This is a genomic window from Microbacterium sp. zg-B185 (assembly GCF_030246885.1).
In the GTDB taxonomy this organism is placed as follows: Bacteria; Actinomycetota; Actinomycetes; order Actinomycetales; family Microbacteriaceae; genus Microbacterium.
Genome location: NZ_CP126739.1, coordinates 1,173,537 through 1,193,741, shown reverse-complemented (window position 1 = coordinate 1,193,741; position 20,205 = coordinate 1,173,537). Strand labels below are relative to the sequence as shown.

23 protein-coding genes and 1 pseudogene are annotated in these 20,205 nt (G+C 69.4%); 12 read left to right on the top strand and 12 right to left on the bottom strand.

Annotated elements, in window-relative coordinates:
• Window positions 1-27 precede the first annotated feature (27 nt).
• Entirely contained in the window at window positions 28-402 is a 375-nt protein-coding gene (locus tag QNO12_RS05625; protein WP_257501780.1) for a hypothetical protein, read from the top strand.
• A 103-nt stretch (window positions 403-505) separates the two neighbouring features.
• Here QNO12_RS05625 and QNO12_RS05620 read toward each other — a convergent pair whose 3' ends face one another.
• On the bottom strand, window positions 506-898 hold the full coding sequence (locus QNO12_RS05620) for a four-helix bundle copper-binding protein (RefSeq protein WP_257501933.1): 393 nt from the start codon (window positions 896-898) through the stop codon (window positions 506-508).
• A 158-nt stretch (window positions 899-1,056) separates the two neighbouring features.
• On the opposite strand from QNO12_RS05620, the gene QNO12_RS05615 reads away from it, so the two are divergent.
• The gene (locus tag QNO12_RS05615) at window positions 1,057-1,761 is read left to right on the top strand and encodes a copper resistance CopC family protein (RefSeq protein WP_257501779.1); all 705 of its coding nucleotides are present in this window, start codon (window positions 1,057-1,059) and stop codon (window positions 1,759-1,761) included.
• 9 nt (window positions 1,762-1,770) lie between these two features.
• Window positions 1,771-3,168, top strand: a complete 1,398-nt coding sequence (gene lpdA / locus QNO12_RS05610) for a dihydrolipoyl dehydrogenase (protein ID WP_257501778.1) — start codon at window positions 1,771-1,773, stop codon at window positions 3,166-3,168.
• 29 nt (window positions 3,169-3,197) lie between these two features.
• On the opposite strand, the gene QNO12_RS05605 is transcribed toward lpdA, so the two are convergent.
• The gene (locus tag QNO12_RS05605) at window positions 3,198-3,839 is read right to left on the bottom strand and encodes a CYTH domain-containing protein (protein ID WP_257501777.1); all 642 of its coding nucleotides are present in this window, start codon (window positions 3,837-3,839) and stop codon (window positions 3,198-3,200) included.
• Window positions 3,826-4,059: a response regulator gene (locus QNO12_RS05600; RefSeq protein ID WP_257501776.1), complete on the bottom strand. Its 234-nt coding sequence runs from the start codon at window positions 4,057-4,059 to the stop codon at window positions 3,826-3,828. Before QNO12_RS05600 ends, QNO12_RS05605 begins: the two co-directional genes overlap by 14 nt.
• Window positions 4,060-4,234: 175 nt before the next feature.
• Between QNO12_RS05600 and glgP the strand changes: the two genes are divergently transcribed.
• Together glgP and QNO12_RS05590 are read left to right on the top strand one after the other, a co-directional pair.
• Window positions 4,235-6,796 carry an alpha-glucan family phosphorylase gene (glgP, locus tag QNO12_RS05595; RefSeq protein ID WP_257501775.1) on the top strand — a complete coding sequence of 854 codons (2,562 nt, stop codon included), beginning with the start codon at window positions 4,235-4,237 and terminating at the stop codon, window positions 6,794-6,796.
• A gap of 49 nt (window positions 6,797-6,845) precedes the next feature.
• Window positions 6,846-7,577, top strand: coding sequence for a glutamine amidotransferase (locus QNO12_RS05590; protein WP_257501774.1), 732 nt, complete (start codon window positions 6,846-6,848; stop codon window positions 7,575-7,577).
• A gap of 52 nt (window positions 7,578-7,629) precedes the next feature.
• On the opposite strand, the gene QNO12_RS05585 is transcribed toward QNO12_RS05590, so the two are convergent.
• From QNO12_RS05585 to QNO12_RS05565, 5 genes are all read right to left on the bottom strand, one after another.
• Window positions 7,630-8,340, bottom strand: a complete 711-nt coding sequence (locus tag QNO12_RS05585; protein WP_257501773.1) for an NAD(P)H-hydrate epimerase — start codon at window positions 8,338-8,340, stop codon at window positions 7,630-7,632.
• Window positions 8,333-9,340 (bottom strand): YihY/virulence factor BrkB family protein, encoded by a 1,008-nt coding sequence (locus tag QNO12_RS05580; protein WP_257501772.1) that lies wholly within the window; start codon window positions 9,338-9,340, stop codon window positions 8,333-8,335. Before QNO12_RS05580 ends, QNO12_RS05585 begins: the two co-directional genes overlap by 8 nt.
• A 65-nt stretch (window positions 9,341-9,405) precedes the next feature.
• On the bottom strand, window positions 9,406-9,921 hold the full coding sequence (locus QNO12_RS05575; protein WP_257501771.1) for a prepilin peptidase: 516 nt from the start codon (window positions 9,919-9,921) through the stop codon (window positions 9,406-9,408).
• 88 nt (window positions 9,922-10,009) lie between these two features.
• Window positions 10,010-10,306, bottom strand: coding sequence for a DUF1905 domain-containing protein (locus QNO12_RS05570; protein WP_257501770.1), 297 nt, complete (start codon window positions 10,304-10,306; stop codon window positions 10,010-10,012).
• Window positions 10,307-10,364: 58 nt separating this feature from the next.
• The gene (locus QNO12_RS05565) at window positions 10,365-11,177 is read right to left on the bottom strand and encodes a glycosyltransferase family 2 protein (protein ID WP_257501769.1); all 813 of its coding nucleotides are present in this window, start codon (window positions 11,175-11,177) and stop codon (window positions 10,365-10,367) included.
• A gap of 153 nt (window positions 11,178-11,330) precedes the next feature.
• Between QNO12_RS05565 and QNO12_RS05560 the strand changes: the two genes are divergently transcribed.
• Window positions 11,331-11,939, top strand: a complete 609-nt coding sequence (locus QNO12_RS05560) for a GNAT family N-acetyltransferase (RefSeq protein ID WP_257501768.1) — start codon at window positions 11,331-11,333, stop codon at window positions 11,937-11,939.
• A 16-nt stretch (window positions 11,940-11,955) separates the two neighbouring features.
• Here QNO12_RS05560 and QNO12_RS05555 read toward each other — a convergent pair whose 3' ends face one another.
• On the bottom strand, window positions 11,956-12,948 hold the full coding sequence (locus tag QNO12_RS05555) for an aldo/keto reductase (RefSeq protein WP_257501767.1): 993 nt from the start codon (window positions 12,946-12,948) through the stop codon (window positions 11,956-11,958).
• 84 nt (window positions 12,949-13,032) lie between these two features.
• Complete coding sequence (locus QNO12_RS05550) at window positions 13,033-13,464, bottom strand: cupin domain-containing protein (protein ID WP_257501766.1); 432 nt, start codon at window positions 13,462-13,464, stop codon at window positions 13,033-13,035.
• 248 nt (window positions 13,465-13,712) lie between these two features.
• Between QNO12_RS05550 and QNO12_RS05545 the strand changes: the two genes are divergently transcribed.
• Window positions 13,713-15,125, top strand: coding sequence for a lipocalin-like domain-containing protein (locus QNO12_RS05545; protein WP_257501765.1), 1,413 nt, complete (start codon window positions 13,713-13,715; stop codon window positions 15,123-15,125).
• Between the two features lie 89 nt (window positions 15,126-15,214).
• Here QNO12_RS05545 and QNO12_RS05540 read toward each other — a convergent pair whose 3' ends face one another.
• Window positions 15,215-15,784 carry a mismatch-specific DNA-glycosylase gene (locus tag QNO12_RS05540; protein ID WP_257501764.1) on the bottom strand — a complete coding sequence of 190 codons (570 nt, stop codon included), beginning with the start codon at window positions 15,782-15,784 and terminating at the stop codon, window positions 15,215-15,217.
• 212 nt (window positions 15,785-15,996) lie between these two features.
• Between QNO12_RS05540 and QNO12_RS05535 the strand changes: the two are divergent.
• The 3 genes and pseudogenes from QNO12_RS05535 to QNO12_RS05525 form a co-directional block, all read left to right on the top strand.
• Window positions 15,997-16,329, top strand: a pseudogene (locus QNO12_RS05535) (thiamine pyrophosphate-dependent enzyme); the annotation flags it as partial.
• 138 nt (window positions 16,330-16,467) lie between these two features.
• Entirely contained in the window at window positions 16,468-17,163 is a 696-nt protein-coding gene (locus QNO12_RS05530; protein ID WP_257501762.1) for an ABC transporter ATP-binding protein, read from the top strand.
• Window positions 17,160-18,476: a permease gene (locus QNO12_RS05525; protein WP_257501761.1), complete on the top strand. Its 1,317-nt coding sequence runs from the start codon at window positions 17,160-17,162 to the stop codon at window positions 18,474-18,476. Before QNO12_RS05530 ends, QNO12_RS05525 begins: the two co-directional genes overlap by 4 nt.
• A gap of 62 nt (window positions 18,477-18,538) precedes the next feature.
• On the opposite strand, the gene QNO12_RS05520 is transcribed toward QNO12_RS05525, so the two are convergent.
• A complete protein-coding gene (locus QNO12_RS05520) occupies window positions 18,539-18,868 on the bottom strand; it encodes a hypothetical protein (protein ID WP_257501760.1) in 330 nt (109 codons plus the stop codon).
• A 211-nt stretch (window positions 18,869-19,079) separates the two neighbouring features.
• Here QNO12_RS05520 and QNO12_RS05515 point away from each other — a divergent pair, with 211 nt between their 5' ends.
• Both QNO12_RS05515 and QNO12_RS05510 read left to right on the top strand, forming a co-directional pair.
• Window positions 19,080-19,493: a CBS domain-containing protein gene (locus tag QNO12_RS05515; RefSeq protein WP_257501759.1), complete on the top strand. Its 414-nt coding sequence runs from the start codon at window positions 19,080-19,082 to the stop codon at window positions 19,491-19,493.
• A gap of 13 nt (window positions 19,494-19,506) precedes the next feature.
• A complete protein-coding gene (locus QNO12_RS05510) occupies window positions 19,507-20,166 on the top strand; it encodes a hypothetical protein (RefSeq protein WP_257501758.1) in 660 nt (219 codons plus the stop codon).
• Window positions 20,167-20,205: the final 39 nt, after the last annotated feature.

The window sequence follows — 20,205 nt, the reverse complement described above, 5'->3', positions numbered from 1 at the left end:
ACCGAACCTACTTCGAAGGAGACTCTCGTGTCGACCCCGCATCGCCATCTTCCGCCCGCATCGGTGCGCGAGCGTGCGGCGTGCATGTGCGTCCACGGGGACTCCTGCTCGACTTTCGCACCCGGACACGCCCTTCACCTGATCCAGGCGCGGCTCGCATCCGCGACACCGTCGGAGTGGGTCGATGCGATCGTCGATTCGACGGATGCCGCTGCCGGCGTGCTGGTGCTGCGGACCCTTGACGGGTCGGAGCGGATCGAACTGTGGAGCGGCTCCGGTGCGGCGCAGGCCGCCGGCCCGGGCACGCCCGTCGCGCTGCACGGCCGATACGACGTCCTGTCCGCCGGACCCCTGCGTTTCAATGTTGCGGTGAGTCGGATCAATGCCGCGCAGCGGCGTTGATGCGACTCACCGCAAGATCGAGTAGCGCCGCGAAGCGGCGCGTATCGAGATCTCCCCCGTCGGCGACACCTGCGAACGGCCGTGATCGAGATCTGCCCCGGGCTCAGGCCATCTTCATCATGCTGTCCTTCAGTGCCATGCAGGCATCCACGCACGCCTTGCAGGACTGCGCGCACATTCTGCACACTTCGCTCTCGTCCGCGTGCTCCAAGCACTCGTCCATGCACAGCGAGCACATGGCGATGCACGCGTCGAGCATCGACATCAGCACGGCTGGGGTCATGCCCTGCAGTCGCAGCATGGCGCGCATCATCGTGTTGCACATGTCGGCGCAGTTCATGCACGCCGGCGCGCACGACATCATCTGGGTGGAACACACCGTGCAGGCCTGCTCGCATGCCGAGCAGGCGTCCAGACAGGCCTGCATGAGCGACATGTCCATCGTGCTCATGCCCGGCATCGACATGCCGTCCTTGGCCATCATGTCCATCATCATCGAGTCCACGAGACACTCCTTCCGATCTCTCCCGGACGGCGGCTGCCGCCCCTGCGAACGCTACTCTCCGCCCGTTCGGACGTCACGGGCATTCGCGTCGCGCACAGGAGGATTTCACCTGCCCGTCACACTCAGCAGGGCGGCGTAGCCTTGACCGGATGCGCCCGACAACGACCTCCCCTCGCTCCCTCGTCCGCTCCCTCGCTGCGACGGCCACCGCACTCCTGCTCGCCACCGCGGGCGTCCTGGTCGCCTCTCCGGCCCATGCCCACGACGAGCTGATCTCGACCGATCCCCCGGCGGGCGCGGCGCTGGAGACGCTTCCCCCGCAGTTGACGCTGACCTTCAGCGGCGAGCTCGCGAGCGATCCCGGTGCCACCGAGTTGCAGGTGACGGATGCCGCGGGCACGACGCTCGCCGACGGCGACCCCGTCGTCGAGGGCACGCTCGTGACGCAGCCGCTGACGGGAACGGCATCCGGACCGGTCACCGTGCTGTGGAAGGTCGTCTCCAGCGATGGACACCCCATCTCGGGCGAGTTCGCGTTCTCGGTGACACCCGCCCCGGCTCCGTCACCGACCCCGACGTCGAGTCCTTCGGCCACCGGCACGCCCAGCGAGACGCCCAGCCAAGAGGCGACGGCCACCCCGACGGCGGCGCCGGTCCCGGCGGACAGCGGCAACCCGGCGCTGCCGTGGGTCATCGGCGGCCTGCTGCTGGTCGCACTCGTGGGCGGCGCCGTGGTGTATCTCCTGGTCTCCCGAGCACGTCGGCTGCGGGACCAGGAGGCCCTCCGTGCGGGCCCTCCGGCCACGCCGGGCGACGCGCCCTCGCCCGACTCCGCGCCCCCTGCCGGACGATAGGCTTGAGCCATGCCTCACTACGACGTCGCCATCCTCGGCGCCGGCCCCGGCGGATACGTCGCGGCCGTCCGAGCGGCTCAGCTCGGTCTTTCGGTTGCGATCATCGAGGAGAAGTACTGGGGCGGTGTCTGCCTCAACGTGGGCTGCATCCCCTCCAAGGCGCTGCTGCGCAACGCCGACCTCGCGCACGTGTTCCACCACCAGGCGGAGCTGTTCGGCATCTCCGGCGACGTCTCCTTCGACTTCGGGACGGCGTGGGATCGCAGTCGCAAGGTCGCGGACACCCACGTCAAGGGCATCCACTTCCTGATGAAGAAGAACAAGGTGACCGAGTACGAGGGTCGCGGCAGCTTCGTCGACGACCACACCATCGACGTCACCAAGGCCGACGGTCAGGTGGAGCGGGTCACCTTCGACAATGCGATCATCTCGACGGGCTCGAAGGTCCGCCTGCTTCCGGGGGTCCAACTCGGCGCCAACGTCGTGACGTACGAGGAGCAGATCCTCTCGCGCGAGCTGCCCGGCTCGATCGTGATCGTCGGCGCGGGTGCGATCGGCATGGAGTTCGCCTTCGTCCTGGTCAACTACGGCGTCAAGGTCACGATCATCGAGTTCCTCGACCGGGCGCTGCCCGCCGAGGACGCCGACGTGTCGAAGGAGATCGCCCGCCAGTACAAGAAGTACGGCGTGGAGATCCTCACCTCCACGAAGGTCGAGACGGTGACCGACCACGGCGACCGTGTCACGGTCGCCTACACCGACAAGGCCGGCAACGCCGGCTCGATCGACGCCGACAAGGTGCTCATGTCGATCGGCTTCGCGCCGAACGTCGAGAACTTCGGCCTCGAGAAGACCGGGGTCACACTCACCGACCGCGGCGCCATCGACATCGATGACTACATGCACACGAGCGTCCCGCACATCTACGCGATCGGCGACGTGACCGCCAAGCTGCAGCTCGCCCACGTCGCCGAGGCACAGGGCATCGTCGCCGCCGAGACCATCGGCAAGGCGGAGACCATGGCGCTGGGCGATTACCGCATGATGCCGCGGGCGACGTTCTGCTCCCCCCAGGTGGCATCGTTCGGCCTGACCGAGCAGCAGGCGCGGGATGCCGGGTATGACGTGAAGGTCGCGAAGTTCCCCTTCTCCGCCAACGGCAAGGCCAACGGCCTCGGCGAGCCGATCGGGTTCGTCAAGCTGATCGCGGACGGCGAGCACCTCGAACTGCTCGGTGGCCACATGATCGGCCCCGACGTGTCCGAGCTGCTCCCCGAGCTGACACTCGCCCAGAAGTGGGATCTCACCGCACTCGAGGCGGCGCGCAACGTGCACACGCACCCCACGCTCTCCGAGGCGGTCCAAGAGGCGTTCCACGGCCTGACCGGCCACATGATCAATCTCTGACGCGTCCCGGCTGAGCCGGCGTCGGTCCCTCAGTAGCCCAGGGCGCGGGCGAGCTTCGAACTGGATGCCGCGGTCCGACCCCCTGCGGTGAACACCGCCGCCTCGACCGCTGCGAAGAACTCTCGGGGATCCGCGGAGGCGGCGGGGCCGAGCTCGATCTCCCACTCGCGCCACGCACGGACCGCGCCGGTGCGCACGTCGGTGGCGGTGACGCGATCGTCGACGAACTCCGCGATCACGGTGCCGTCGGCTGAGAGCACGGCGTATGCCGTGCGCGAGTTGAGGATGCGCGCGATCGGTCGAAGATCGGCATCCGTCACGTCGGCGATGCCGGCACGCACGTCGTCGGGCACCTCTTCTTCGGCTGATTCGCCGAGGGGCCAGCCGAGCTCGGTGCGGCCTGCGCCGACGCGCGGACCCTTGACATGCCAGCCCGCATCCGGGCCGCCGCTGCGCCGCCGCACCGCATAGCCCGCGGCAGCCAGCGCGTACTCTGCGGTGTCGAAGTATCGCGCATCCAGCTCGCGGCGTTCGGCGGCGCCGACTGACGCGACGCCGGGCAGCGCGGTCAGATCCGGCAGCGGCGTCTCATCGTCCGCGTCGAATTTGAGCTCGATCTCCACCGAGCGCGAGGGCTCCGGCGAATGTGGACCTGAGTCAGCGGCGGTCACGGGGCTCGTCGGCGTACGGGTCGATGTCGTCCTGCGCCTCCACGAACCAGAACACCGCCTCGGTGGGGCCGTCGCTCTCGCCGGTGCGCTCCAGATCGCCCTTGCGTACGTAGACGACCTGCGTCTCGCTGTAGGGAACGATGAGTCGGTCCAGATCCGGGTTCTCGAGCGGGAGGACCTGTCCGTCGAGGGGTCCGCCGTGCAGACGTGCGATAGCCATGCGCCGAGCCTAGTCCTGTCATCCCGGAATGGTCGGAGCAGACGCGGTTCCCGGGGAAGGTCCGTCAGCGCCGGCATCGGCCCGGGTCCGTCCTGCAGCGATGCTCCCAAGAGCTGGCTCGGCGCCCGCGATCGCGGGTGAAAGCGCTCGCGACCTGGGCAACTAGAATCTTCGCGTGAAGGCCATCCGAACGTTCACCGTCCGCCCCGTGCTGGCCGAGTCCCTCGCGCCGCTGAACCGGCTCGCGTCGAACTGGCGGTGGTCGTGGAGCCGGGCGACGCACGCGCTGTTCGCGTCGATGGATCCGGACCTGTGGGAGCGCATCGGGAGCAACCCTTCGCGCATGCTGGGTGCGCTCGGCCAGACCCGGCTGGACGAGCTCGCACACGACGAGGAGTTCGTGGCGCGCGTGGCTGCGGAGGACGAACGATTGAACGCCTACCTGGGCGGCGATCGCTGGTTCCAGGAACTGGAAGGCGCCAAGCCCAGCGGCATCGCCTACTTCTCCCCCGAGTTCGGCGTGGACGGCTCGCTGCCGCAGTATTCCGGCGGTCTGGGCATCCTCGCCGGCGATCATCTCAAGAGCGCGTCCGACCTCGGCGTTCCCCTGACCGGCGTCGGACTCTTCTACCGCGCCGGATACTTCCGCCAGTCGATCGGGGACGACGGCTGGCAGCACGAAAGCTATCCGCTGCTGGATCCGTACGGCCTCGGGCTTACCCTGCTGCGCGATCACGACGGCACGCCCGTCGAGGTCACGCTGGACCTGCCCGGTGACCGGCAGCTGCACGCTCGCGTCTGGGTCGCCGACATCGGCCGGATCCCCCTGCTTCTGCTGGATTCCGAAGTCCCCGCCAACTCCGAGGAGATGCGCCGCGTCACCGACCGCCTCTACGGCGGCGGCGGCGAACACCGCCTGCTGCAGGAGCTGCTGCTGGGCGTCGGCGGCGTACGTGCCGTGCGCGCCTTCTGCGCGGTCACGGGTCGGCCCACGCCCGAGGTCTACCACACGAACGAAGGCCACGCCGGGTTCCAGGGCCTCGAGCGGATGTCGGAGCTCATCACCCATGACCAGCTGAGCTTCGACGCGGCGCTGGCCCAGGTGCGCGCCTCCACCGTGTTCACGACACACACCCCGGTGCCGGCCGGCATCGACCGGTTTCCCCGGGGCCTGATCGCCGATTTCCTCGCCGGGCGCCTGTTCGCCGGCCTGGATCCCGAGCGGGCACTCGCACTCGGGCTCGAGGACTACGACGGCGGAGATTCCAGCGTGTTCAACATGGCCGTGCTCGGCCTGCATCTCGGCCAGCACGCGAACGGCGTCTCTCTGCTGCACGGGGAGGTCAGTCGCGGCATGTTCGGGGCGCTCTGGCCCGGCGTCGATACCGACGAGGTGCCGATCACGTCCATCACCAACGGCGTGCACGCCCCCACATGGGTGCACGGCGCCATCAAGGCACTGAGCGAGCGCGCCTTCGGCGACGCGCACAGCACCGCGCACGACTGGACCGACAACAACGTCGTCAGCGACGGCGAGCTGTGGGGGGTCCGCTCGCAGATGAAGAACGAGCTCGTGGCCGAGGCTCGGCGGCGGGTCGGTGCGGCTGCCCGCTCGCACGGCAGCGGCGTGGCGCCGGCATGGATAGAGGACATGCTCGATCCCGACGTCCTGACCATCGGGTTCGCCCGTCGTGTGCCGACGTACAAACGCCTGACGCTGATGCTGCGCGACCCCGAGCGTCTGACGAAGCTGCTGACCGATCCGGAGCGGCCGGTGCAGATCGTGATCGGCGGAAAGTCCCACCCCGCCGATGACTCCGGCAAGATCCTCATCCAGCAGCTGGTGCGCTTCAGCCGGGACCCGAAGGTGCGCGGACGCATCGTCTTCCTTCCCGACTACGACATCACGCTCGCCAAGAGCCTCTACCCCGGTTGCGATGTCTGGCTGAACAATCCGCTGCGTCCGCTCGAGGCGTGCGGCACGTCGGGGATGAAGGCGGCTCTCAACGGCGTGCTGAACCTCTCGATCATGGACGGCTGGTGGGATGAGTGGTTCGACGGCCAGAACGGCTGGGCGATCCCCACCGCCGACACCGCCGCCAGCGACGAGGAGCGCGACGACGCCGAGGCGACCGCCCTCTACGACCTGATCGAGCACCAGCTCGTGCCCAAGTTCTACGACCGCGAGGGCGGCATCCCGCTCGGATGGCTGCGAATGGTGCGGCACACGATGACCGGGCTGGGAAAAAAGGCCACGAGCGACCGGATGGTGCAGGAGTACGTCACCCGCCTGTACGTTCCCGCCGCCCAGCACGACGCCGCGCTGCGAGCCGACGGGTTCGCCGGGGCGAAGGAGCTGTCCGCCTTCGTGACCCGGGTGAAGGACTCGTGGCAGGACGTACGGGTCGACAGCGTCGACAGCTCGGGCATCCCCGCGCAGGCACAGGCCGGCGATGTCCTGCAGGTGAGCGCCGGGGTGCGCCTGGACGGGCTCTCGCCCGACGACGTCGCGGTGGAGCTGGTGTACGGCCGCACCGACGAGGACGACGGCCTCGCGCGCGACCACGCGGTATACCGGCTCACCCCGGCGGGGGTGCCCGTGGACGAGGTGACCCAGTTCACCGGCATCCTTCCGCTCACCGTGACCGGCAGCTTCGGCTACACGGTCCGCGTCGTGCCGACGCACCCGCAGCTGGTGTCCCCCGTCGAACTGGGCCTGATCACCTACGCATCCTGATCCGCGCCGACCCGCACACCGACGCCGCACGAAAACCCGAGGTGACGCCATGAAGCCGTTCGTCCTGCTCGCCACGAGGGCTGAGGACCAGCCGGCCGACGAGGAGTACGCGCTCTTCCTGCGCTACACCGGACTGTCCGCGGACCAGCTCATCCGCGTCCGCCTCGAGGCGGGGCCGATGCCCGCCCTGGACCTGGACGAGCTGTCGGGCATCTTCGTCGGCGGCGGACCGTTCAACGCGTCGGACCCGCCCGAGGACAAGTCCGCCGTGCAGCACCGCGTCGAGGCGGAGTTCGCGCGCCTGCTGAACGAGGTGGTGGCGCGGGACTTCCCCTTCCTGGGCGCCTGTTACGGGGTCGGCACGGTGGGCACGCACCTCGGCGCGACCATCGATCGTGCCCACTCCGAACCGATCAGCGTGGTCCCCGTCACGCTCACCGCTGCGGGGCGGGCCGACCCGCTCCTGGCCGCGATGCCACGGACCTTCTCGGCATTCGTCGGGCACAAGGAGGCGATTTCGGCGCTGCCGTCCCCCGCCGTGCTGCTGGCTTCCTCGCCGCTGTGCCCGGTGCAGATGTTCCGGGTCGGTGCGAACGTCTACGCGACGCAGTTCCATCCCGAACTCGACGTGGACGGCATCACGACCCGCATCCACGCGTACGCCGACCATGGGTATTTCGGGGCCGACGAGCTCGAGCTCACTCTCGCCGCGGTACGCCGCGCGGCGGTGTCGGCGCCGAGCCTCATACTCAAGGCCTTCGTCGAGCGCTACGCGCGATAGCGGCTCGAGCTGGGCACGGGTCGGGGCCAACCGCCCTGCCGAGGCGCGCCGCTCAGCCCGGGATGACGGCGGCGACGGATGCCGAACCGGCCGGCTCCGCGTCGGACAGGGCGGGCGTAAGCCCGAGGTCGACCAAGAGGATCGCCCCCGCGCGCTCGGGACCGCTCCCGACGGTCAGCCCGGACTTGACCGCCCCGAACGTCACGGTGATCGATGCCGGCAGCACGACCCCGTCGCTGGATCCGTCGTCGGGCTGCAGTCCGCTGGGCAGGTCGACCGCGATCACCCGCGGTCCCCCCGCACGGACTGCGGGCAGGAGCCCTTCCACGACGGTTCGCGCGGTGCCCCGCAGAGCGGGATCGGTGGACGCGCCGATCCCGAGGATCCCGTCCAGCACCACGTCATAATCGGATGCCGCGGCCAGGACTTCGGGGAGATCCACTCTGCGGGCACCGGCCGCGACAGCCGCGCCCAGAGCGGACTCGTGCACCCGGGCGGAGGTGAGGAGGACGTCGACGGCAACGCCCGGCGCATCGGCGACCTCGGCGGCCGCGAACAGCGCATCGCCGCCGTTGTCGCCGCTGCCGGCGAGCACCAGCACCCGCCCGCCCGCTCCGCCCAGCTCTTCGGCGACGAGCGCGGCGAGGGCCGTCGCTGCTCGGCGCATCAGGGGCTCACCGGCCTCCAGAAGGGGCTTCTCCGCCGCCCGCACCTGCGCCGCGGTGTATGTCGGCACGCGCGACGCCGGTGCACGGTCAGCCATGGGAGCCCGCCCGCTCCTTCTCCTCTTCGGCCCGCGCCACGGATAATTCGTCCGTGGCCAGGCGGACACTCAGCTCGGCGCGCTTCACGCGACGCTGCGCGAAGGTCGACGCGCCGAATCGGGCGCTAACGCGGTCACTCTCCTCATCGACGCTGGTGATGATGTACGCACCCGCGAGCAGGATGACCTGCGCGGACAGGTTGAACCACAGCAGCAGTGCGATCAACGATGCGAACGAGGCCAGCAGCGGGTTCGACGACGCCCCGCCGACGAACAGGCTGGACAGCTGCTGCAGCACCAGGAGTCCGATCGCGCCGTAGAACGTGCCGGGCAGCAGGGCCCGCAGTGACGGCTTCACACCGGAGAGGGTGCGGAAGAGCACTGCGATCGCGGCGGCGTCCAGGAGGAAGACGAGGATGACCGAGACGGCGCGCGTGCCGATCACCGTGACGGGGTTGCCTTCGGAAAGCCCGAGGAGATCGCTGAGTGCCCCGATGCCGGCGTTCGCGAAGAACGTGAGAAGGGCGGACGCCGCGAAGGCCGCGCCGATGCCGATGGCGATCACGAAGTTGCGCAGCAGCACCCAGATCCACAGCACGTCGTCGGTGAGCTTGTCTGCGAGAGTGCGGAACGCGGCGCGAAGCGAGCCGATGGCGCCGATCGCGGCGCCGACCAGTGCGATGATCGACAGGACCGTCGCGACCGTCAGGCCGGCGGCGATCTGGATCGATGACGGATCGATGAGGCCGTCTTCGCCGACCAGCCCGGGGATCGCGGCATCCACCGACTCGGTCAGGGCCTGCAGGAGTTCGGGGTTGCCGGCCAGGAACAGCCCGGCGATCGAGAAGCCCAGCAGCACGCCGGCGAAGACGCTGAACAGCGTGCGGTAGGTGACGCTGTCCGCCAGGATGGGCCCGCGGTGCTCGCTGTAGAGCAGGAACGCGCGGACGGGTTTGCGTTGCAGTGCCCACGCGATGATGCGCGCGATGAAAGCAGCCATGCCCTCGAGGGTATCGGCCGGCTGACGCGCACCGGCGCCCTTGACAGTCGCACCGAGCGCGCGGACTACACGCCGGACGGCCAGGACGTCACGTTCGGCAGCGCTGCCATGGCGATGGCCACCCATGCCCCGCCGAGCATGGCCGGGCCGAATGCGATGCGGGATCGGCGGTCCGCACGCCGCAGCAGGATCAACGCGATCGCCTGGGCGCCGCCGATCAGGAACGCCGCGGCGGTTCCGATCACAAGCGCACCCCACCCGATCCAGCCGAAGTACAAGCCGAGCAGACCGGCGAGCTTCACGTCGCCGCCGCCGAGGGAGGCCGGGCTGGCCAGCCGCATCGCGAAGAAGCACGCGAACAGGATCGCCATGCCGGCGACCGCTCGCAGCAGCCGTGCCGGGTGCCCGTCGAGGGTGGACGCCGCAGCGAACAGCAGCAGGGCGACCGCGTAGCCCGGCAGCACGACGCGGTTGGGCAGCCGGTGCGCGCGCAGGTCGATGATCACCAGGACGATGCTGAGGACGCCGAGATAGGCGAAGGCTGCCCCCGCCAGCACGAAGGACGCAACTGCGCCGGTCATGACGTCCGAGCGTAACGCGTCGGCGGCTCCGGCAGCCTGGGCAGAGCAGTGCTGTGGATAATCCGCGCACCCGCGACCAGCCCGCGGGTCAGCCGTCCAGGACCTCGAGCCGCGCCGTCACAGGTCCACCTTCGACGAGCGACTCGGCGTCGCGGACCGCGCGCTTCAGCGGCAGCACGTACGCGCCCCCCGCGCCCGGGAAGATCGACGTCGACCACTGCGACGTTCCCACTCGGGCGCGCACCCGGACGGATCCGAAGCCGCGATGCGGACGGGGGATCTCCCGGATCTGGGCGCTCAATTCGGGTGGGACCGCGACGAAGAACCACGCCGCGTCCTCGCGGGCATCCCAGCGGAACACGTCACCGTCGAACTCGACGATCACGCGTCCGGGCCCCGAACCTGCTCCGTCATCTCGTACACGAGGGCCACCCTAGCCAGGCCTACCGACCGAAGCCCGGCGCCCAGTCCTCATCGCTGGGCGTCCAGCCATCGTCCCCGATGGCGGAACCGGGGGCGCGCCCGCCATCCAGATCGCGGCGCTTCCACGCGGCGCCCTCCGGCCAGCTCGCCGCGAACGTCGGCACCACCCGCCAGACACGGCGCCACAGACCGCGCTGCGTGACGAGCGGACGCGCCGAGACCGGCATGCGCAGTGCGGGATCGAACCGCACGCCGTCGGCGGGGCGCAGGCGGATGGTGAGGTCGAGGTCGTCGTGGATCCTTCCGTTGGTGCGGTCGACCACGTCCCGCACCCGTTCCCACACGCGGGTGCGCATCGCGAAGTTGGACCCGAAGACCAGCGGGATGCCGAGCCACTTCTTGATCCAGAAGTGACCGCCGCCGATGTACCAGTGCTCGCCGAGATAGCTGACGAGTGGGCCCGCGCCGTAGAACTCCGCTCCCCCGGTCAGCACGCCCAGGTGAGGATCAGCCACGAAGGCGCCCACGAGCCGGGCGATCCAGTCCGGGTGCGGGCGGGAATCGGCATCCAGCCGCGCGATGATGTCCGTGTCGGGCAGGGCCTCGTCATACCCGCGGGCGGCAGCCGGCCAGATCCCGATACTGGTCTCGACGAACACCTCAGCGCCGAACGACCGGGCCACCTCGGCCGTGGCATCGGTGCTGGCGTTGTCCACCACGATCACGCGATCGGCGGGGTGCGTCTGGGCAGCCAGCGCCTCGAGGCACGAACGCAGATACTCCGCATCATTGCGGCAGGGCACGACCACCGTGACGCGGGGCGAGAGGGACACGGCACTCACCATACTCCCGGGACGGGGTCGCCTGCCGAGGACGCAGCCGGGTCGGTCCGCGCCGCCCCGCGCACGAGGAGGCGCAGGAGCCGCCGACCGCCATCGCGCCGAGGGGATCGCCGCGATGTACCCGGCCGGGTCTACTCTCAGTGCATGGACCCGGGAGCGGAACGGGCGGACGGGCTGCGGATCGTGCGCGCCAACGAGGCGTCGTGGGAAGACCTCCAGGCGATCCTGACCGGGCCGGCCCGCCGATGCCAGTGCCAGCGCCAGCGCCTCGGCGATCACGACTGGTGGCATCTGCCGGAGTCCGAACGCGGCGCCATCCTCCGTGCCGAGACCCACTGCGACGACCCGCGAGCGACCGAGACGATCGGCATCGTGGCGTACGTCGACGGCGATCCGGCGGGCTGGTGCGCGGTCGATGCCCGAGGCGTCTTCGGGCGCCTGCGCGGTTCGCCCGTGCCGTGGAAGGACCGCGATGAAGACAAGGAGGACGAGTCAGTCTGGGCGATCGCGTGCCTGATCGTGGCCAAGGAACACCGCCATCAGGGTCTGACGTACCCGCTCGTCGCGGCAGCGGTCGAGTATGCCCGCGCGCGCGGAGCCAAGGCGGTCGAAGGCTATCCGCTGCTCACCGGCGGCAAGCAGGTCATCTGGGACGAGATGAGCGTGGGTGCCGTCGGTCCGTTCCTCGCGGCAGGGCTCGCGGAGGTCTCGCACCCGACGAAGCGACGGCTGGTGATGAGAGTCGATCTGTGACCGCACGCGCGGCGCGTCACCAGAGCGGGTGGATGGCCTCGCGCAGGCGACGGTCGTAGACCTCGTGGACGACTGCGTCGAACGCCGCGACGTCGAAGTCCGCGTCCAGCAGAGCCGCAGCATCCGCATTCGACACCGCTTGCTGGACGTTGCGCGCCCCCGGGATGACGGTGGTCACCCCGGACTGCGAGGAGATCCAGGCAAGTGTCGCGGCCGGGAGCGAGACACCCTCCGGCAACGCCGCGGTCAGCTCCGCTGCCGCGGCGAGCCCGATCCCGTAGTCCACACCTGAGAACGTCTCACCGCGATCGAACGCCTCACCGTGACGGTTGAAGCTGCGGTGGTCGTTCTCGGCGAACGTCGTCGCGGCGGTGTACCTGCCCGAAAGCAGACCGGACGCCAGCGGAACACGCGCGAAGATCGAGACGCCGGCGGCCGCCGCCGCGGGCAGCACCTCATCGAGCGGCTTGAGCCGGAACGGGTTGAAGATGATCTGCACGTTCGTCACGTTCGGCCACGCGATCGCCGCGAGCGCCTGCGCGCATGTCTCCACCGAGACCCCATACGCGCGGATCGCGCCCTCGGCGACGAGCGCATCGAGCGCGTCGTAGGTCGCAGCATCCTCGATCACCGTTGACGGCGGGCAGTGCAGCTGGACCAGGTCCAAGGTCTCGACGCCCAGATTGGCGCGCGAGCGGGCAGTCCAGGTACGGAAGTTCTCGAGGGAGTAGTTCTCCGGCTCCTGAGCGGCGCGCCTGCCCATCTTCGTGGCGACCGTGATCTCGGGGGTCGGGCGGTCGGCAAGGAACCGGCCGATCAGGGACTCGCTGCGTCCATCGCCGTAGACGTCGGCGGTGTCGAACAGGGTGACGCCGCGATCGGCGGATACTGCCAGGACGGCGAGCGCGTCATCCTCGCTGACCGATCCCCAGTCCGAGCCCAGCTGCCATGTCCCCAACCCGATGGCTGAGACGTCGTGGCCGGTGCGGCCGAGCGGTCGCTTCTGCATGAGGATCCCCCTTCGCCCGCGCCGGTGCGCAGCCTCTCCAGCATGCCATGGCCGAGGTCGGGGACCCTGGTGCTTGTGTGGCGCTCAGCTCTCGCAGTTGGCGAGTTCGGTCTCGGCGAGGGGCTTTCCGTCCTGGATGACGTAGGTGACCCAGAGGATCACATCGGTGTCGCCCTCGTTGCGCCCCTCGTGCGGATAACCCGCACCCTCGATGATCGACTCCCCCGTCTTGTAGACGCGCACACCGCCGGGGTGCGTCTCCGAATAGTGGGTGAGCGCACCCGCCTGCACGACCGCGATCAGCTGCCCGTAGTGGCAGTGTTCGCCGGTTCCGGCTCCCGGTTCGATGGTGATCTCGCGGAAGGTGACCCCCACACCTGCCGCACCCCCGTCGACGGCGACCTCCACCGCCTCGGCTTGGTCCCCCGTGGCGACATCGACGGCACTGACCTTCGGTGCCACGGTTTCGGATGCGCCCGGCGCCGGGCTGCCACAGGCAGCGATGGCCAGTGCCATGGCCGCGCCGACGGCGATCGCCGCCGCCCGTCTGAAATGCCTCGTTGCCCGCTTCACGGTTACCCCCACGTCGTACCTCTGCGAACGCACGACCCCGCATGTGCGTCCTTGGACCCTAGCGGGAAACGACGCCCAGCCGAGCGCACGGCCGCCAGGAACACGGCGGTGAGCATAACGCTTGGGTATCGAAGAGCTGCCGGGGTGACTGGTGAGCAGAATGCCGATATCGCATCGATAGCATCAGCAACATGACACGAACTTCCTGGAAAGCACGAGCAGTCGGGATCGGCATCATCGGAGCGCTCACCGCAGCTCTTGCAGCATGCGGTGGACCCGGCGGAGTTGCGGCCCCGAGCGCACCCGTCCCGGCGAACACGATGTGGTCCGGCACGACGATGCCCGACCCGGTGCCGGAGGAGAACGTCGTCCTGAGCGTGCCCAAGGACATGTACCGTCATGACGGTGCCCCCACGGAGTGGTGGTGGCACACCGGCACGCTTCGCGCCGGCGACCGGGTGTTCGGATTCGAAATCAACGCCGCCTCGTTCGTGGGCCAGGACTTCGCGATGACGCAGGTCTCGCTGGCCGACGTCGAGAACGAGCGCCACTACCAGCGCACCCAGGTGTACGGGCCGTCCCCGATCGGCGTCTTCGATGTCGCGAACTGGGCAGAGGGCGATCCCAAGAAGGACTGGTACGCCAAGCTCGGCGATCCCAGCTGGGCGGTCGGTGGTTTCAGCGTGACCGACCCGGGTTCCGGATACACCAAGGCCCCCGACGTCAAGATCGAGGGCGACGGGTCGGATGCCTCGGGCGTCGCGATCCTGGATGACGACGGCGGCGTGGCCCAGATCGTCCTGCTCCAGCCGGGTACCGGCTACACCACGACACCGACCGTGACCCTCAGCGGAGGCGACGGGACGGGCGCGACCGCAGTCGCCGTCCGCAGCTACGTGTCGATGACGGCACCGCAGGCCGACCCGACCCAGAACATCGCCGTGCAGTCGCTGCTGGTCGACGACGAGACGCTCGAAGAGGTCGAGTTCGATCTCACCTTCTCGCAGCAGGGGCGGCCCCTCTACGTCTGGGGCACGGGCATCGACCCCACTTCCACGACACAAGACCTGACCAAGGACAACTACTACTTCTCGTACACCCGCCTCGCGGCATCCGGAACGATCACTGTCAACGGCGAGCAGTTCGCCGTCGAGGGCACCACCTGGATGGATCACGAGTACGGCTACTTCGGCGGCAAGACATCCGACGCGCGGGTGCGCTGGCTCCTGCAGGACATGCAGCTGGACAACGGGTACACGATCTCCAACGCCGGCATCATCGGCGAAGGCTTCAAGCCCCAGATCGGAGTCTCGGTGGACGCCTACGCGACTCTGCAGGATGCCGACGGCAACCTCTACTACGTCGCCAGCACGGTCACCCCGGTCGGCGAGCTGTGGACCAGCCCGGAGACCGGAAACGGCTACGCCCAGCAGTTCCGCGTACAGATCCCCTCCTTCGATGCGGACATCACCGTGACGACACGACTGCAGGACCAGGAGTTCTCGGTGAGCGGGTCCCCGCTCTACGAGGGAATCGCAGATCCCGAGGGGATGATGCTCGGAAAGCCCGTCTCCGGCGACGCCTGGATCGAGCAGGCGTTCTGACGATCGATGCGCGGAAAGGGTCGGCCTTCGGGTCGGCCCTTTCCTCGTTCTGCGGCTCGGGTCCCTGCGGGAGACGGCCGTCGTGACGGTCAGCCGATGATGCCGGCGGCCCGGGCCGGTGCAGCGTACGCCGCCGCGAGGGTCCGGACCGTCTCGTGCGCGTTCAGGCCGCTCGGGTTGGGCAGCACCCACAGCTCCGCCTCCGCGATCCGCTCCGGCTGGCGACCCTGACGCGCCTCAGGATGGTCGAAGCCCTGCCGGTACGCGGTCAGGCCGACGACGGCGACGACGCCGGGACGCCATCGCGCGATGTCTTGGACGAGCCGCGCTGCCCCGTCACGAAGTTCCTGTCGCGTGAGTTCGTCGGCCCGCGCGGTGGCGCGGGGAACGATGCTCGCAATGCCGATGCCCGAGTCGAAGAACATGGCGCGATCCTCGGCCGGCATGCCGGCATCCGGAATACGCGGCATCCGGGGGATGATCCCGGCGGCCACCAGCGCGGGGTAGAACCGATTGCCCGGGCGCGCGAAGGGCGTGCCCGTGGCCGCCGTCCACAGGCCGGGATTGATCCCGACGAAAAGCAGGCGCGGGTGCGGTGGAACGAACTCCGGGATGCTGCGGTCGCGGAACGACTCCAGCTCGGCGCGTGTGAATCCCATCAGCGGTGCTGCTCGTCGTTGCTCATGTCATCCGTCCCGCCTGCCCGGCGTCTGCGCTGAACCCCACGGATCGCCCGCCGGGCACGCCCGATCGTGCCACGAGCCAGGCGCGCGCGCGAGCCGGCGCGAGAGCGGCCGGCACCCGAGGGTCGAATCCGCGCAGCCACTCGACTGACGTGCGGTCCCGGGCAAGACTGGGCCCGCACGCGCGTCAGCTGGAGATGCTCGTGGACGGCTTCCCCGACTTCGGCGTGGATGTACCCGGCGCGGACTACGGCGCGATCGCACGCGCGGTGGGGTTCCACAGCGCGCGCATCCAGGACCCGACACAGCTGCGCGACGCCGTATCGGCGGCGCTCGCGCACCCCGGCCCTGCGCTGGTCGACATCGTCACGGATCCACGCGCGCTGTCGCTGCCGCCCGCGATCACGGGAGAGCAGGTCCGCGGATTCGCGCTGGCGATGTCCAAGATCGTGCTGCGCGGCGGCGCGGCTGAGGCGGTCGCCATGGCCCGGTCCAACATCCGCCACCTGCCCGGGCTCTGAACCGGGCGGGCGCGCCGGCGGGGCGCGTCAGCGGGGTCGACACGTCGTCCGGCGATCACCCTTCAGGATGACGGGACGTTCGAGGAGGTCATCCGCGCGGACGACGACACCGACGTGCGCGGCGGCGATGCTGGAATCATGAACCCCTCAGTGCTGCACGCCAGCGGACTCACGAAGACCTACGGATCCACCACCGCGCTCGCGGGCGTTGATCTGACCATCCTGCGTGGGGAGTCAGTGGCGGTCATGGGGGCGTCCGGCTCCGGCAAGACGACCCTTCTGCACGTGCTCGCCGGCATAACCGCACCCGATGCGGGTCGGGTGTCGTTCTCCCCCGCGGCCGGTGGCGCCATGGATGTCACCGCGCTGGGCGAGGGGGGACGATCGAAGCTGCGGAGGGAGAACTTCGGCTTCGTCTTCCAGCAGGGTCTGCTCATCCCTGAGCTGACCGCGGTGGAGAACGTCGCGATCGCCCTCATGATCACCGGGTGCGGCCGCGCCGAGTCTGTGGAGCGCGCCATGTCCTGGCTCACCGCCCTCGGCCTGGCGGGGATGGAGACCCGCCGTATCGGGGAGCTGTCCGGCGGGCAGGCGCAGCGCGTCGCCATCGCACGCGCGCAGGTCACCGGCGCCGAAGTCGTCTTCGCCGACGAGCCCACCGGCGCTCTGGACTCCCGCACGTCCGGGGAGGTCATGGATGCGCTCCTGTGGGCGACCACCGAACAAGGACGCACGCTCGTGGTCGTGACGCATGACGCCGACGTGGCCGCCCGCTGCTCACGCACCCTCTCGGTGCACGACGGCCGACTGGTCGGCGCCGGGGTGTCCGCATGAACCCCCGTGTCCTGATGATGCTGCTGCGGCCGACCGCGGGGCAGCACGACGTGCTCGTGCTGCCCGTGGTGGCGTTCGCGACGGTCAGCGCCATGGTGCTGACCGTCGTCGGCGGCGCGCAGTCGTTCTGGAGGTGGACGGACGCCGAAGCGCCGATCTATCACGTCCTGGCCGCGATGGCGATCGTCCTGCTCGTCGTGCCCCTGGTGGCATTGGGCGGAGCCGCCGCGAGGCTGTCCGCCCGGCGACGCGACGAGCGGCTCTCCACCCTCCGTCTGCTAGGAGTCTCGCCGGCGGGCGTCGTGGTCGCCACCGTCGCGGAGTCCACCATCGTCGCCGCGGTCGGCGTGGTGGCCGGACTCCTCGTCCACCTGCTGCTGGTGCCGCTGGTGGGTCTGGTGTGGTTCCGGGGCGCGGCGCTCGGCGCGGGGTCCGTGCTGCTGCCGGCATGGTCCGTCCTCGGGATCGCGACCGCGATCGTGCTGCTGGCCGCGGCCAGCGCCGCCGTCGGCCTGCGCACAGTCGTCATCTCGCCGCTCGGTGTCCGCACCCGAGCGGTGACCGAGAAGCCGCACTGGATCCGCGTGGTCATCACTGTCGGCGCGCTCGCCGGGGCTTTCATCCTGATCTCCATCGTCCCCGGCGCTGCGAGCATGCTGCCGACGATCGTCGTGCTGTCCATCGTGTTCGGGATGGCTTTCGCGGTGCTCAACGTGATCGGGCCGTGGGCGATCGGCGTGCAGGCACGCAGACGGCTGCGCCGCGCCGACCGGCCGGACCGCCTGCTCGCCGCACGCACCGTCATGGAGTCGCCGAAAGCGGCCTGGCGTCAGGTCAGCGGGATCGCGATGGCCAGCTTCATGGCGGTATTCGCCGGTGCCGCGGTCTCAGCCCTGGATGTCATGGGCAGCGGATCAGCGGAGGATCTCGTGCTCGCCGCCGACATCCGCACCGGCGTGGTGATCGTCCTGGTCGCATCGTTCCTCATGGTGGCGGCATCCGTCGGTGTCAATCAGGCTGCCGAGATCCTCGACCGTCAGGATCTGCACCGCAGCCTGCACCGCCTGGGCATGCCGATCGCGACCGTCGAGCGAGCCCGACGCAACGCCATCATGAGCCCGCTGCTGTTCACCGCGATCGGATCCGCGTTGTGTGCCGGTGTTCTGATCTTCCCCCTGCTCGGGGTCGCCCTGATCACCGCTCCGGTTTCGCTCATCACGATCGCCACAGTCGTGGGCGCGGGCATCGGAACCGTCTGGCTGAGCACCCGGGCCACCCGGCCGATCCTTCGGCGGGCGTTCATCGAGGTGTGAGCGTCGGTTCCCGGAGCCCGCGGCGGACGGCGACCCTCCGACCGTGTTCTGGATCCGAAGGTCTAAATCCCGTGATCGGTCCAGGTGGACGGGGACGGCTCGGAATCGGTCTGCGCGACCAGTTGCAGGGCAGCCGTCAAACGGCGGATCCGACTGAGGGCGTCCGGATCGCGCAGTTCGTCAGAATCCGTGTCGACGTCCTGGGCCACGATCTGGCTGGCCGGCCCCAGCAGGAAGGTCGCGGCCCCCAGAGAGCCGTCCGCGTTGAGGATCGGAATCTCGACCGTCCCGGCAGTGTCTTCCTCTGCCAGACGCCTGCTGTACTCCATCAACGCGAGCGCGATGTCATCGCCCGTGACGTATTCGCCGCCCGCATAGAGGATCGCCTTCATGAATCCTTTATATAGGGCGAAAGAATCTCCCCTCTCACCCCTTGCCACAGCGCCCGAACCAAGCTAGTCGTCCGAGTCACGACCATCGCGTTGAAAAGCTGACGGATGCACCGGCGACGGCGGTGCGGACTACCTGATCGGGCGCTGTCAAGCCCCTCAACCTGCACCCCGGCGGCGACTTACCGTGACCGGACCAGGAGAGGAGACCGAAATGACCAAAGCACGCGACATCATGACCCCGGACCCCCGCTGCATCGGCGAGAACGAGACGCTGGTCGACGCGGCCCGGCTGATGGCGGAGCTCGACGTGGGCGCGCTTCCCATCTGCGGTGAAGACCAGCGCCTGAAAGGGATGCTCACAGACCGGGACATCGTGGTGAAGTGCCTGGCCCAGGGAGGCGACCCGGCGCAGACGCGCGCAGGTTCGCTCGGGGAGGGCAAGCCGGTGACGATCGGCGCCGATGACGACGTACGCGAGGCGCTGACGACGATGGAGAACCATCAGGTGCGTCGCCTGCCGGTGATCGACGGACATGATCTGGTGGGCATGATCAGCCAGGCGGACATCGCGCTGTCGCTCTCGGCCACGGAAACGGGCGAAACCGTCGAAGCGATCTCGGAGTGAGGGGCGAGAGACCATGAGCAGCCCAGCATCGGATCCACGGAGCCCCGGCGCTTCCCGCTACGACGCCGGCACCGGCGGCGCGGCTCCCGCGGGCCAGGACGACGCTGTTCACCGCGACGTCCTCGCCCGCGAGCAGGAGCGCTTCGGCGGCTTCAAGTTCGGTTCAGCATTCTTCGGATGGCTGACCGCGACCGGCACCGCCGTGCTCCTGACTGCGCTCGTGGGCGCCGTCGGCACTGCCGTCGGATTCAGCACCGGATCCACCGTTGAGGAGGCAGCCGACGTCGCGACCGAGAACACCGGGGTCGTGGCGGTCGTCAGTGCGGTGGTCCTGGGCATCGTGCTGCTCGTCGCCTATTTCGCCGGCGGATATGTCGCGGGTCGGATGGCCCGTTTCAGCGGTGTAAAGCAGGGACTCGCCGTATGGATCTGGTCCGTGGTGATCGCGCTCGTCGTGGCGCTGGTGACGGCCGTGGTTGGCAGCCAGTGGGACATCCTCGCTGCGCTGGACACGTTCCCGCGGATCCCGTTGACCGCGGAGACCGCGACGCTCACCGGCATCCTCACCGCCGTGGGTGCGGCGATCGTGGCACTGGTCGGCGCGGTCCTCGGCGGGATGGCCGGCATGCGTTACCACCGACGGGTGGACCGCGTGGGTCTCGGCGAGGCCTGACCGATCGATTCGGTCGGTCCGACGCCCTGCGGCGAGAGG

Excerpts from the sequence above, each read along its gene's own strand:
- QNO12_RS05620 (WP_257501933.1), bottom strand. The coding sequence starts at position 898 with ATGATGATGGACATGATGGCCAAGGACGGCATGTCGATGCCGGGCATG.
- QNO12_RS05615 (WP_257501779.1), top strand. The coding sequence starts at position 1,057 with ATGCGCCCGACAACGACCTCCCCTCGCTCCCTCGTCCGCTCCCTCGCT.
- lpdA (WP_257501778.1), top strand. The coding sequence starts at position 1,771 with ATGCCTCACTACGACGTCGCCATCCTCGGCGCCGGCCCCGGCGGATAC.
- QNO12_RS05600 (WP_257501776.1), bottom strand. The coding sequence starts at position 4,059 with ATGGCTATCGCACGTCTGCACGGCGGACCCCTCGACGGACAGGTCCTC.
- QNO12_RS05590 (WP_257501774.1), top strand. The coding sequence starts at position 6,846 with ATGAAGCCGTTCGTCCTGCTCGCCACGAGGGCTGAGGACCAGCCGGCC.
- QNO12_RS05585 (WP_257501773.1), bottom strand. The coding sequence starts at position 8,340 with ATGGCTGACCGTGCACCGGCGTCGCGCGTGCCGACATACACCGCGGCG.
- QNO12_RS05580 (WP_257501772.1), bottom strand. The coding sequence starts at position 9,340 with ATGGCTGCTTTCATCGCGCGCATCATCGCGTGGGCACTGCAACGCAAA.
- QNO12_RS05575 (WP_257501771.1), bottom strand. The coding sequence starts at position 9,921 with ATGACCGGCGCAGTTGCGTCCTTCGTGCTGGCGGGGGCAGCCTTCGCC.
- QNO12_RS05560 (WP_257501768.1), top strand. The coding sequence starts at position 11,331 with ATGGACCCGGGAGCGGAACGGGCGGACGGGCTGCGGATCGTGCGCGCC.
- QNO12_RS05555 (WP_257501767.1), bottom strand. The coding sequence starts at position 12,948 with ATGCAGAAGCGACCGCTCGGCCGCACCGGCCACGACGTCTCAGCCATC.
- QNO12_RS05550 (WP_257501766.1), bottom strand. The coding sequence starts at position 13,464 with ATGGCACTGGCCATCGCTGCCTGTGGCAGCCCGGCGCCGGGCGCATCC.
- QNO12_RS05545 (WP_257501765.1), top strand. The coding sequence starts at position 13,713 with ATGACACGAACTTCCTGGAAAGCACGAGCAGTCGGGATCGGCATCATC.
- QNO12_RS05540 (WP_257501764.1), bottom strand. The coding sequence starts at position 15,784 with ATGGGATTCACACGCGCCGAGCTGGAGTCGTTCCGCGACCGCAGCATC.
- QNO12_RS05530 (WP_257501762.1), top strand. The coding sequence starts at position 16,468 with ATGAACCCCTCAGTGCTGCACGCCAGCGGACTCACGAAGACCTACGGA.
- QNO12_RS05525 (WP_257501761.1), top strand. The coding sequence starts at position 17,160 with ATGAACCCCCGTGTCCTGATGATGCTGCTGCGGCCGACCGCGGGGCAG.
- QNO12_RS05520 (WP_257501760.1), bottom strand. The coding sequence starts at position 18,868 with ATGAAGGCGATCCTCTATGCGGGCGGCGAATACGTCACGGGCGATGAC.
- QNO12_RS05515 (WP_257501759.1), top strand. The coding sequence starts at position 19,080 with ATGACCAAAGCACGCGACATCATGACCCCGGACCCCCGCTGCATCGGC.
- QNO12_RS05510 (WP_257501758.1), top strand. The coding sequence starts at position 19,507 with ATGAGCAGCCCAGCATCGGATCCACGGAGCCCCGGCGCTTCCCGCTAC.